7 protein-coding genes are annotated in these 11894 nt (G+C 53.0%); 3 read left to right on the forward strand and 4 right to left on the reverse strand.

The annotated features are described in order from the left end of the window. Positions 1-203 precede the first annotated feature (203 nt). On the forward strand, positions 204-2366 hold the full coding sequence (locus K0J45_RS11320; protein WP_220042642.1) for a M3 family metallopeptidase: 2163 nt from the start codon (positions 204-206) through the stop codon (positions 2364-2366). A gap of 117 nt (positions 2367-2483) precedes the next feature. Here K0J45_RS11320 and lpxM read toward each other — a convergent pair whose 3' ends face one another. The 4 genes from lpxM to pheS all read right to left on the reverse strand — a co-directional run bounded on the left by lpxM (position 2484) and on the right by pheS (position 7227). After that, positions 2484-3419: a lauroyl-Kdo(2)-lipid IV(A) myristoyltransferase gene (gene lpxM, locus K0J45_RS11325; RefSeq protein ID WP_220042643.1), complete on the reverse strand. Its 936-nt coding sequence runs from the start codon at positions 3417-3419 to the stop codon at positions 2484-2486. 120 nt (positions 3420-3539) lie between these two features. Further along, complete coding sequence (gene ihfA / locus K0J45_RS11330) at positions 3540-3836, reverse strand: integration host factor subunit alpha (protein ID WP_011866012.1); 297 nt, start codon at positions 3834-3836, stop codon at positions 3540-3542. 4 nt (positions 3837-3840) lie between these two features. Then, entirely contained in the window at positions 3841-6228 is a 2388-nt protein-coding gene (gene pheT / locus K0J45_RS11335; protein WP_220042644.1) for a phenylalanine--tRNA ligase subunit beta, read from the reverse strand. 15 nt (positions 6229-6243) lie between these two features. After that, positions 6244-7227 carry a phenylalanine--tRNA ligase subunit alpha gene (gene pheS, locus K0J45_RS11340; protein WP_041407220.1) on the reverse strand — a complete coding sequence of 328 codons (984 nt, stop codon included), beginning with the start codon at positions 7225-7227 and terminating at the stop codon, positions 6244-6246. A 392-nt stretch (positions 7228-7619) separates the two neighbouring features. On the opposite strand from pheS, the gene K0J45_RS11345 reads away from it, so the two are divergent. Both K0J45_RS11345 and K0J45_RS11350 read left to right on the forward strand, forming a co-directional pair. Continuing rightward, the gene (locus tag K0J45_RS11345) at positions 7620-9122 is read left to right on the forward strand and encodes a methyl-accepting chemotaxis protein (RefSeq protein ID WP_220042645.1); all 1503 of its coding nucleotides are present in this window, start codon (positions 7620-7622) and stop codon (positions 9120-9122) included. A 129-nt stretch (positions 9123-9251) separates the two neighbouring features. Continuing rightward, on the forward strand, positions 9252-11894 hold the full coding sequence (locus K0J45_RS11350) for a PAS domain-containing protein (RefSeq protein WP_220042646.1): 2643 nt from the start codon (positions 9252-9254) through the stop codon (positions 11892-11894).

Consider the following 11894-nt stretch of genomic DNA (forward strand, 5'->3'; position numbering starts at 1 on the left):
TCTGGCAACTCAAACCGCAGTTAAAAAACCAGTTGTAAAGATTGCCTTAATATTTTCTCACAACTTTATTAATCCAATCTTAAACTTTTGATTTGCCGCGCCCCTGCCCCGCTTGATAAGGTATGGCGGCAATCACATCTTTAGCGCCCCCATGCCTGTTAGGCAGTAAAAAAACGATTGGGCGCCAGCAACAGGGAGAACCCATGCGTAAGTCTATCCTCACCACGGCTATCTTAGCCGGTCTATATCTCACTGGCTGTACACCAGCGAGTCAGGAAGCAAGCAATACAGAAGTAGCAAGTACCGAAGCGGCGAAGCCCGCCGTACAGGAGAGTGAAGGCCAAATCAATGCCAGCAACGTACTGCTCAAGAAGAGCGTGCTACAGTATCAGGCGCCTGAGTTTGATAAGATCACCTTCGACGATTATGCACCAGCATTCACCCAAGGGATCATAGAGCACGATAAAGAGATCCAGGCGATCATCGACAATCAGGCCGCCCCAGATTTTGACAACACCATAGTCGCCATGGAAAAGTCTGGCAGCCTGCTTACCCGCGTGGCCAAAACCTTCTTTAACCTGGCCAGCGTTAACTCTAACAGCCAGGTACAAACCCTGGAAGCCGAGCTAGCACCTAAGCTGTCTGCGCACTGGGACAACATCTTCCTTAACCCTGAGCTGTTTGCCCGCATCGAGAGCGTCTACAAGAGCCGCGACAGCCTGAGCGCCGAAGATAAACACTTGGTCGAGTATTACTACCTGGCATTCGAGCGCGCCGGTGCCAAGCTATCTGACGCAGATAAAGAGAAGATGCGCGATCTCAACGGTCAGCTCGCCAGCCTAACCACAGAGTTTTCTAAGAACGTTCTAGATTCATTTAAGAACGAAGTGATCATAGTTAAAGACAAGGCAGAGCTCGACGGCCTATCTGACGCCGAAATCGCTACCCTCGCCCAGGCCGCAAAGGATGCAGGCAAAGAGGGATACCTGATCACCCTTGTGAACACCACTCGCCAACCTATCCTCTCCAGCCTAAACAATCGCGAGCTAAGAGAGAAAGTGTGGAAGACCTCGGCAAACCGCGCCATGGCGCTTAACGGCCCGAATATCGTCAAGCAGTCACACCTGCACGCCGAAAAGGCGGCGCTACTTGGCTATGACTCCTGGGCAGCCTACACGGTAGCCGATCAGATGGCCAAGACACCGACGGCCGTATATGAGATCTTAGATGACCTAGCACCTAAGGCTGTGGCCAAGGCCAAGCTAGAGGCGGCGGACATACAGGCGCAGATTAAGGCATCGGGTCAAGACTTCGAACTGGCACCTTGGGACTGGGCCTATTACAGTGAGAAGGTTCGTAAGGCCAAATACGACCTGGATCAGAGCCAGGTTACGCCTTACTTCGAGTTTAACCGCGTCCTCAACGACGGTCTCTTCTTCGCCATGGAAAAACTCTACGGCATCACGGTCAAGCCGCGCAAAGATCTGCCTGTCTGGAACTCGGATGTGCTCGCCTATGAGATCTTTAACAAAGACAAGAGCTCAGTCGGCATCTTCTATCTGGACCCTTATGCCAGAGAAGGTAAGAACGGTGGCGCCTGGATGGATGAGTTCGTGACCCAGAGCGGCCTACTGGGCACTAAGCCTGTGGTCTACAATGCGTTGAACATTCCAAAGCCGGCTTCAGGCCCAACCCTGATGACCTATGATGAAGTCAGCACCATGTTCCACGAGTTCGGTCACGCCGTGCATGGTCTCTTCTCTCAGGTGAAATACCCAAGCGTTGCCGGCACCGCCACCCCGAGAGACTTCGTCGAATTCCCATCACAGGCCAACGAAGACTGGTCGATCGATCCCGAAGTTCTGGCCAACTACGCTAAGCACTATCAGACCGGCGAGCCTATTCCTGCCGAGCTATTGAAGAAGGTCCTGGCGGCGAGTAAGTTTGGACAAGGCTTCGATACCACAGAGTATCTGGCAGCGGCCATCCTGGACATGGAGTGGCACTCCATTGGCGTCGATGCCAAGATCGACGACGTGGCGAAGTTTGAGCAGCAGGCACTGGCGAAACACGGCATTGATTTTGCGCCTATCCCGCCACGCTACAAGTCAACCTACTTTAGCCATGCATTCGCCGGCGGGTATTCGGCGGGCTACTACGCCTACCTGTGGACCGAAGTCTTTGCGGCAGACGCCTTCGACTTCATGAGCCACAACGGCGGCCTGTCACTGGAGAACGGTAACAAGTTCCGCGACAACGTGCTGTCTAAGGGTAACAGTGAAGATTTGATGCAGGACTACATCAAGTTCACCGGCAGAAAGCCAACCGTGGATGCCCTGTTAAAGCACAGAGGCCTGACGGAATAAGTCTGGATTTCAGGCATTAAAAAAGCGGCTCATTGAGCCGCTTTTTTTATCGCTATCTGCTTCAGTGCAATCTTTTCCCTAACTCTAACGCAAACTTTCAAGAGCTTACTTTAAAAGCTAGTAGATAGAGGCTTCGCCCGGCGGACGAGTACGCAGGAGTTTGAGGAACCACATATATTGCTCTGGATAGGCGTTTATCACCTGCTCCACCGCGCGGTTTAATGCTAAGGCCTCATTCTCCTTGCCCTGCATCTCCTCGGGTGAGATGGGCGGCAGTACCGTCAGCAGGTACTGACGCTTTTGCTGATCATAGCCAATCTTCACCGGCATCACCTGAGCGTTGCCCGCCGAGGCCAGACGCCCCACCACAGGCAGAGTGGCCTTAACAGTGCCAAGAAATGGCGCGAAGACGCTCTTCTCTGGGCCTAGGTCTTCGTCTGGTAGATAGAAGAAACTGTTATCGTTTTTCAGCTCTGACAGGAGCGCACGTATACCCGCCTCGCGCATATAGACGTTGCCGCCCTTGGAGCTACGCATGCGGTTATTGAACCAGTCGAACAACTTGTTACGATGAGCCTTGGCCATGGTGACCATGGGGAGCTCCAGGTTCAACCTGAGCCCGGCGTATTCTATGCCCCATACATGGGGCATGATGAAGATCACCGGCTGACCGGCATCACGGGCGCGCTGCACATGCTCGAAGCCTTCAAGTTGAACCCGGCGACGAAGATTAGCATCTGAGCGCAGCAGCAGCTCTGACTGCGCCAACAGGATCAACACGAAATTCTCGATATTCTCTTCGAGTAGCTTATCGATTTCGGCCTTGGATTTATCCGGGAAACAGGTCTCCAGGTTTGCCCTGGCCACCCTGAGGGGCTTCTTGGCGATCTTCTTCACCAGACGCGCGAGCAGGCGCGCTATCGGATCCCTTAGCCAGGCGGGCATCAGGCCAAAAAACACCAGCAGCCCTATGGCAAACCAGGTGGGCCAATGCTTAGGATGTAATAACTCGGCGCGAAAGCGGCGATCGAAATACTTAGGTTTTCTAGACAAGAGTACAACCTCTTACTCATCCAGCGCCTGTGACCACACAGGCTTAAACAACAGATAACCAGTTCAGAAGAAACAGAAAAAGCCACTCAAGGAGTGGCCTTCTCTATGTATTAAGTCGGATTATTTACCGGCGTTAGCCTCTTCAACACGACTCTTAAGTTTCTGTCCTGGACGGAAAGTCACCACGCGGCGAGCAGAAATCGGGATATCCTCGCCTGTTTTAGGGTTGCGACCCGGTCTTTGATTTTTGTCCCTTAGGTCAAAGTTGCCAAAGCCAGATAACTTGACCTGCTCACCGTTCTCGAGGGCTTGACGAATTTCTTCGAAAAATGCCTCAACCATCTCTTTCGCAACTCGCTTGTTAATGCCAAGCGTTTCAAAAAGATGTTCTGCCATTTCGGCTTTGGTAAGTGCCATACTTTTAATCCCTCAACAGTGCGTTGAACTCGGTCTTGAGTTCAGAAACTACCTTTTCTACCATTTCAGCAATTTCTTTCTCTTCAAGTGTACGAGCGTTGTCTTGTAGTGTAAGTGCAATCGCCAGACTCTTTTTACCTGGTTCAACACCTTTACCTTGGTATACATCGAACAAGTTTAAGCCAACCAACTGATTTTCGCCAACTTTTCTTATCAAATTTACAACATTTCCTGCCGAGACATCTTCATCAACCAGGATGGCAATGTCACGTCGGTTTGCTGGAAACTTAGACACAGTCTGGGCTTGCGGCAAACTTGCGTGCAATAAGGCGTCTAATTCGAGCTCGAATACGATGGTTTTACCATTTAAGCCGAAGGGCTTTTCCAGGCTCGGATGGACGGCACCAATGACACCAATCACACGATCATTTCTTAAGATTTCAGCACATTGCCCCGGATGAAGCGCCGGATGAGATGCTTTTTTAAAAGTAAATTCATCCTCTGAAACTGTCAAGCCGATAATGGCTTCCAGATCGCCCTTAAGGTCGAAAAAGTCTACAGTTTTTGATTCCATCGACCAATGTTCGTCATTTTGGTTACCGGCAATGACGGCACCTAGCATCGCCTGCTGACGCACACCCGATTCGGCGTTGGCATCTGGCACGAAACGCAGACCGGTTTCAAACAGGCGAACACGGTTTTGCTGACGGCTCTGGTTGTAGCCCACGGCAGTCAACAGACCGGTAAACATAGACAAACGCATGGCCGACATCTCTACCGAGATAGGGTTTGGTAGCACCATGGCATCGCTGCCCGGATGTACCAACTGCTGCAGCTTAGGATCGACGAAGCTGTAGGTCACGGCTTCCTGGAAGCCACGGGCCACCATCATGGCGCGCACGCGCTTAAGGTCGATATCAGACTCTTTGTGAAGTGGCATGCTCAGGGCCGCAACAGGCGCAACATTCGGAATGTTGTTGTAGCCATAGATGCGGGCAACCTCTTCGATAAGATCTTCTTCGATCGCCATATCGAAACGGTAAGTCGCAGTAACGACCTGCCAGTTGTCGTCCACACGTGACACGCCAAAGCCAAGACGCTCGAGGATTTCGGTCACATCGGCATCGCTAATATGATGGCCTAGCACGCGATCTAGCTTGCTACGACGCAACAGTATGTTAGCAGGCTGAGGCAGATGCTCGTCGGCCTTAGACTCAACCACAGGGCCGGCTTCGCCGCCGCAGATCTCTAGTACCAGGCGCGTAGCACGGTCGATCGCCTTATGTTGTAGCTCAGGGTCAACGCCACGCTCGAAGCGATGTGACGAGTCAGTGTGCAGGCCAAGACGACGTGATTTACCCATGATCGCCAGCGGCGCAAAGAAGGCGCACTCCAGCAGGATATCTTGGGTCTCACCGGTCACACCCGAGTACTCGCCACCAAACACACCGGCCAGGGCCAGAGGTTGGCTGTTATCGGCGATAACCAGGGTATCGTTTGGTACGGTAATTTCGTTGCCATCGAGAAGAGTCAGCTTCTCCTCACCATCACCCAGACGGATCTGGATCTTGCCGTCGATTTTCGCCAAATCGAAGGCGTGCATCGGCTGGCCGAACTCGATCAACACATAGTTGGTGATGTCGACGATAGGATCGATAGAGCGAATGCCGCTACGACGCAGTTTTTCCTGCATCCAGAGTGGCGACTGCGCCTTAACGTTAACGTTTTTCACCACACGACCCAGGTAGCGTGGACAGGCGCTAGGCGCCTGGTTGTCGATCTCGATAGCATCTTCGATGCTAGGGGTGACCGCTTCCCATGTCGGGGCAACAACTGCTTGACGGTTAAGCACACCCACTTCGCGGGCCAGACCCACCATGCCGAGACAGTCGGCGCGGTTGGCGGTCAGATCGACATCGATCACCGCGTCATTAAGGTCCAGGTACTCACGTACGTCCTGACCGATAGGCGCATCGAGCGGCAGCTCGATAATGCCATCGCTCTCGATGTCGATACCCAGCTCGCCATAGGAGCAGAGCATACCAAATGATGGCTGACCGCGTAGCTTGGCCTTCTTGATCTTAAAGTCGCCCGGCAATACCGCGCCAACCATGGCCACCGCCACTTTCAGGCCCAGACGGCAGTTTGGCGCGCCGCAGACGATATCGATCAACTCATCCTGACCGACATTAATCTTAGTGACACGTAGCTTGTCGGCGTCTGGGTGCTGGCCACATTCGACCACCTCACCTACGATAACGCCTGAAAAATCACCGGCTACCGGGTCGACACCGTCGACTTCCAGGCCCGCCATGGTGATCTGATGTGACAAATCGTCACGGCTAATACTTGGATTGACCCACTCACGAAGCCAAGACTCACTGAATTTCATTATTTACTCGCTCCGTTATTTGAATTGCTTAAGAAAACGTAGGTCGTTTTCGAAGAAAGAACGCAGGTCATTAACCCCATAACGCAACATAGAGAGGCGCTCTACCCCCATACCGAAGGCGAAACCTTGGTACTTCTCGGGATCGATGCCAACGCTGCGCAGGACATTAGGGTGAACCATGCCGCAACCCAAGACTTCTAACCACTTGCCGTTTTTACCCATTACATCCACTTCGGCTGAAGGCTCTGTAAATGGGAAGTAAGAGGGACGGAAGCGTACTTGTAGATCTTCTTCGAAGAAGTTACGCAGGAAATCATGCAAGATCCCTTTCAACTCCGCGAAGTTAACATTTTCATCGACAAACAGACCTTCAACCTGATGGAACATAGGCGTGTGGGTCTGGTCATAGTCATTACGGTAAACGCGGCCCGGAGAGATGATACGCAGCGGCGGCTTTTCCGTTTCCATGGTGCGGATCTGCACGCCCGAGGTTTGGGTACGCAGCATCAGCTTAGGATTAAAGTAAAAGGTATCGTGATCGGCACGTGCCGGATGATGCTCAGAAATGTTGAGCGCATCGAAGTTATGGAAATCGTCCTCGATCTCTGGCCCCTGCTTTACGCTGAATCCTAGCTCACCAAAGAAGGTTTCGATACGTTCGATGGTACGGGTCACAGGATGCAGGCCACCATTGTCGATGCGACGGCCAGGTAGGGTCACGTCGATGCTTTCGGCGCTCAGCTTAGCTTCGAGCTCCTGAGCCTTTAAGCCTTCGATACGCTCAGACAGCTTTTGCTGTACCGCTTGCTTCGCCTGATTGACCGCCTGACCAAAGGCTGGCTTCTCCTCTGGACTCAGCTTACCCATCATCTTCATCATGTCGGTGATCTTACCTTTCTTACCCAGGTAATCGACACGAAGGTCATCGAGGGCTTTCAGATCATCTGTCCCTTCGATTGCCTGTAAGGCCTGTTCTACGATTTCTGTTAACTCTGACATCATCTCTTCCAGTACGCCCGCCCTCACGCTGAGAGCCAAGACTTTCTATATGCTGACTATTTAATCTTTACGAAAATAGAAAAAGAGACAAATTTTACGTGACCATAAGACGTTTGACTAGGGCTTATTTGGTATTTTTCTAACGAAATCCGTGAGAAAAGGCCAAGCTGGCTAAGCATCAAACTCAGATAGGCTAAAAAGCCATCCCAAAATGTAATTTTGATTCGCCGCGATCACAGCAAGCATGTACACTTGAGCCGTACCTTATTTAACAATAACGATAAAATCCCAGTACAAATAAACAACAAACAAACGCCCTGAGGCAAAATTCTCGTTAAGTAATCACTTTGCGATCCGATAACGAGATCATCCCCAGGCGGCAGAGAAAAGCTATGAGAGAAGTAAAGTTTCGATGGATAGATCAGTATCTTATCCATATGACCCTGAAAACCAAATTTACCATTCTGGCCATCATCCCCATCATCACCCTCATGGGGCTTTCCTATATCCTGTATGGGCAGTTCAATAGCCAGATTAAGCAGAGTCACCAGCAGAGTGCCTTGGCTGACGCCCAGAAGATGGTGGAGCTTATCGACCTGAGCCTTAAGTACGTGCCAGACGACAAGTCGGCGAGCTTTAAGCAGGAACTGGTCAGTGCCGGCTTTGCCGATACACAATCGTCCCTCAACGCCAAGGCGAGCCGCCTGGTACAGGCCGGTGGTGGCACCTTAATGCAAGGTGACAGCCTGACAGCCCATAGCCGCGCCTCAAGCGCCAACCTGGTAGCCAAGACAGAGGTGACAGATCTCGATCAGGTACTGAGCTCGGCCCAGAGCGTGGTCATTATCAGCCTGGTGGCACTTATCTTTGTTATCCTGCTAAGCAGCTACTATATCTCCACCTTCGTCGGCGGCGCCCTCTACACCAACGTGATGGCACTTAAACGCGCGGCCGATGGCGATCTCACCGGACGACTGAACTTCTTCGAGGTGAAAGATGAGTTCAGCATCCTGGCGGTGAGCATAGACACACTCGTCGAGCGTCAGCATCAGCTGGTGAGCCGCATGACTCAGGCCAGCAGCCAGATCCGCACCGTAGTGCAGGCCTTCAGGCAGACGGCCCAGGAGGGACAAACTCTGGCCGCCGAACAGCGTCAGCATCTGGATTCACTGGCCACGGCTATGGAGGAGATGACCGCCGCGGTGAAAGAGGTGGCCCGCAACGCCGAGCAATCATCTAACGAGACCCAAGAGGCAAACCAACAGGTTGAGGCGGGCTCGAAAGATATCGCCATCACGGTTGAAGCCATTGGCGATCTTGCCAACGAGATTGGCGACGCCTCGACGGCGGTGAATACCCTGAACGACAATGCCGCCAAAATCGACGAGGTGGTCACCACCATCAACGCCATCTCAGAGCAGACCAACCTACTGGCGCTTAACGCCGCCATCGAAGCGGCCCGCGCCGGTGAACAGGGTCGCGGCTTTGCCGTGGTCGCCGATGAGGTCAGAACCCTAGCGGGACGCACCCAGGCCGCCACGGTTGAGATCAAGTCGATGATCGAGGCATTGCAGACAGGCTCTCACGCACTCACTCAGGTGATGAAACGCACGGTCGAGAAGGCCCAGGACGGCAAGCAGCATGTGCTGGAAACCGGTGAGGATCTCAAGGCCATCGCCCACCACAGCGAGCGGGTGTATGAGATGAGCGTGCTGATCGCCACCTCGGCCGAGGAACAATCGGCGGTCGCCAACGAGATCGCCACCAACCTGATGGAGATCCGCAACCAATCGCACGATGTGGAGCAGTCCGCCAACCAGTCTGTCTCAGGCTGCGACGAGCTGCACGCCACCGCCGAGCAGTTGGATCAGCTATTGGTTGGACTGAAAGTCTAGTCACTAATGCTCTAGTCACTAAAAGCTAGTCACTTTAACGGCTTAGGGAGGCAACTCGTCACCCTAAGCCGACTTCATAAGAGTTTAATCCTGTCGCATTTTGATTTAATCTTGAGCTATCACTAATGCATGAATGGATCACAAGCCCCTATGGTCGCCAATGAGAAAGACGAGGCCGGCTCATTAAACACCCAGTGGAAAAACAGCCTTACCTTTAAATTCACCATAGTCCAATTTGTGGTCGCGGTTCTGATCATCGCCTCAAGCATCTGGTTGATCTTCTCAACCGAGAAGAAACATCACATGGACACCCAGCTCTCGCTAAGCCAGAACTATGGCCTGGCGGTAATAGAACAGCTGCAACAGGTCACCTCCAAAATCGAGACACTGGCGAACACTATAGGCATAGTGGGCGAAACCTATCGCGGTCAAGATGAGGTGGTGAAAGAGCTGATCCCTTCCCTGCTGGATATTGGCGAGCGCCATCAGCTGATCGCTGGCGGCGGGATCTGGCCCGAGCCCGGCATGTTTGGTAAACAGAAGACGCGCAACAGCTTCTTCTGGGCGCGGGACAAGCATGATGAGTTTCAATACCTGGACAACTACAACAGCGCCGAAGGCCCTGGCTATCATCAGGCCTTCTGGTACCTGCCGGCAAAATATTTCCAAGACGGCCATACCCACTGGTCTAAGTCCTATGTCGACCCCTACACCAAGGAGGTGATGATCACAGCCTCTATACCCATGCGCGCCGACCACAGCTTCATCGGCGTGGCCACGGTCGACATCGCCCTGCGCGGCCTGGATAAACGCTTTAATTTTTCCGACCAGAACCCCCTCTCTAAGGGATATATTCTGGCGCTGGACAGCTACAACAATCTGCTTGCGGATCCTTTCGACGAGTCTGATAAGCAGCAGACCGCCATGCTCGGCCAGCCCCTCTCTAGACTTATTCAGCGCTACCCGCAGCTCGCCCCCATTGCCAAACGCATAGAGACGATGGACCAGACCTTTAGTCAGCAGATAATGACCAGCCCAGCCTATCGCCCCGAACAGCTCGAGAAAGTGCTGGTACAGACGCCTAGAGAGGAGCGAGAGCGCTTAACCACACTCATCAATGCCTCTATCAGGGGAAGCCATGGCAAGACGCCTATAGTGACCCTGGAGCTAAGTAGCGATCCCCTGTTTAACGAGCCCGTGCTGGTGTCTATCCTCACCATGGCCCAGACCCAGTGGAAGATCATCCTAGTGACGCCGCTGTCGAGCCTTGCGTCCCAGGCCAACGCCATCGCGCTGAAGATAGGCGCGTTTCTGTTGCTGGCGCAGCTTATCGCCCTGCTCATTCTGTTTATCTTTCAGCACAAGCTCTTTATCCGGCCAATCTTTCAGATCGTCTCGGCGCTGCAAAACGGTAACCTGGGCAGGCTGGAGCTCGATGCCAACAAGCGCCATGATGAGGTGGGTCAACTGGCTAAGGCCTTTATCGCCCGCAGCAATCAGCTGGAGATCGCCTATGCCAGTCTCGATGCCAGCAACCTAGCGCTGGAGCAGCAACTGGCGATGCAGCAACTGGCGCAGCAGGAGCTGGAGAATAAGAAGGAGTTAATCAACTCCCTGCTCAACGCCTCGCAAAACCTCATCTGCATCAAGGACACCCATGGCTGTTACTCCTTGGTCAACGACAAGTTTTGCGAGGTGATGGGCATAGAGCGAGCCCGGGTCATCGGCATGCGCGACAGCGACCTCTATCCAGCGCATATCGCCGAGATCATCAATCATCATGACCACATCATCTTGGGCAGCGATCAAGCCCAGAGTTTCGAGCAGCCCATGCCGACCGTGCATGGTGAGCGTATCTACCTGATCACTAAGTACCCGATCAAAGACAAGGATGGCAACATCATCGCCCTGGGTGCCATGGCGGTAGATATCAGCAGCCTCAAGGCCAAACAGGCAGAGCTGGAACAGACCATCAAGCTACAGGGGGCAAGAAACACAGAGCTAAAACAGGCCTTAGATGCCAAGCCACAAGCCGTGGTAAAAGAAGGGATAGATCTCAAGGGGCTGGCGCAGCTTAAACAGATAGAGCTGGCCCAGCAGGCTATCTTGCCTCAAGTAGTTCATCTGTTACTGCGCCAGGAGCTGCAGGCGCTAGAGCAGATCTTTATCCAGCTGCGTCAGTTAGATGCAGGTGATATCGATGAGCCTCAACTTGCCAAATTTACCGAGGCCCTGACATCCCAGATAGATATCATACGCCATGGTCAATCCTTGATCAGCGCAGACATCACAGATGTTCGCGCCACTGTGCCCGACCTCTTCTTGCAAGACCTGGTGGCCATGTTAAGACCTCAGCTCGACGCCAAGGGAGTAGCGGTGGAGATAGACTGTCCCCATCACCTGACACTGCCCATCTCACCCTGGCATTTTCTGGTGCTCTGCCACAGATTGATCGGTAACAGCCTGCAACATGCCTTTCCCGACGGTCAGGCGCTCAATCGACCGAAACAGCTGCGCATAGGTATTCGCTATCGAGAGGGTGTGCTCAACCTGACCCTGAGAGACAACGGCCTGGGGATTGGCCAAGCTCGGCTGGAGAAACTCACCCACGCGCTAGACAGCAGTAGTAATAATAATAGTGGCAAGGGACAAGGCTCCCTCATCCATATCAATCAGTGGCTCAAGGCCCACTTCAACGGCAGACTCACAGTTAGCAGCCAGAGCGCGCAGTTTACCGAGCTGGTATGCGAGTTACATCTCGATAAGGCATAA

Origin of the sequence: Shewanella alkalitolerans, from assembly GCF_019457575.1 — a bacterium.
In the GTDB taxonomy this organism is placed as follows: Bacteria; Pseudomonadota; Gammaproteobacteria; order Enterobacterales; family Shewanellaceae; genus Shewanella; species Shewanella loihica.

Coding starts and splice junctions, on each gene's coding strand:
- K0J45_RS11320 (WP_220042642.1), top strand. CDS start 204: ATGCGTAAGTCTATCCTCACCACGGCTATCTTAGCCGGTCTATATCTC.
- ihfA (WP_011866012.1), bottom strand. CDS start 3,836: ATGGCACTTACCAAAGCCGAAATGGCAGAACATCTTTTTGAAACGCTT.
- pheT (WP_220042644.1), bottom strand. CDS start 6,228: ATGAAATTCAGTGAGTCTTGGCTTCGTGAGTGGGTCAATCCAAGTATT.
- pheS (WP_041407220.1), bottom strand. CDS start 7,227: ATGTCAGAGTTAACAGAAATCGTAGAACAGGCCTTACAGGCAATCGAA.
- K0J45_RS11345 (WP_220042645.1), top strand. CDS start 7,620: ATGAGAGAAGTAAAGTTTCGATGGATAGATCAGTATCTTATCCATATG.
- K0J45_RS11350 (WP_220042646.1), top strand. CDS start 9,252: ATGAATGGATCACAAGCCCCTATGGTCGCCAATGAGAAAGACGAGGCC.